General features: G+C 64.1%; 1 pseudogene. It reads left to right on the top strand.

From position 1 onward, the window contains the following. Positions 1-140: 140 nt before the first annotated feature. Positions 141-604 (top strand): annotated as a pseudogene (locus tag CKO23_RS25125) (IS4 family transposase); the annotation flags it as partial.

Here is a 604-nt window from a genome sequence, read left to right as displayed (position 1 = left end):
CTGAATCGCCCGAGCAGCGCGAGTCGCGCGTCTTCGGTACAATCGCGCCCTTTTGTAACCAGCTGGCTGTTGACGGTGTTGCTGAACCCACTGTTTGAGCGCTTTGCCGAGCATTTCCCTATCCCACCATGGCGCGTGCGGTGCTGAAGCGCAGCTTCCATCCGGACCAGCTTAACGCCTGGTTTGAGCAGACGGCGCAAAGCCAGTACACCCGTCAGCTGTTGTTCTCGACGCTGTTCGATCTGATGATGCAGGTGGTCACCCGCCAGCAACCGTCGATCCATGCGGCTTATCAAGGGGCGCGTGAGGAAATCCCGGTGACGCTGAGAGCGGTGTACGACAAGCTCAATGGACTGGAGCCGGAGATCTCGGCCGCGCTGGTGGGCGACAGCGCCGAGCAGGCGGGTCGGGTGATCACCTCGCTCGCGGCCATCCGCACGCCGTTGCTGCGCGATTACCGGGTCAAGATCCTTGATGGCAATGCGCTGGGCGGGCGCGAGCATCGCCTCGCCGAGTCCCGTGGGCAGAGCGCCGCGCCCCTGCCGGACAAGGCGTTGGTGGTGTTCGAGCCGGCGCTGGAGGTGATCACCTGGATGATCCCGCC

This window comes from Thiocystis violacea (genome assembly GCF_016583565.1).
Lineage (GTDB): Bacteria > Pseudomonadota > Gammaproteobacteria > Chromatiales > Chromatiaceae > Thiorhodococcus > Thiorhodococcus violaceus_A.
The sequence above is the reverse complement of the archived record's forward strand: the minus strand, read 5'-3'. Positions and strand labels throughout refer to the sequence as shown.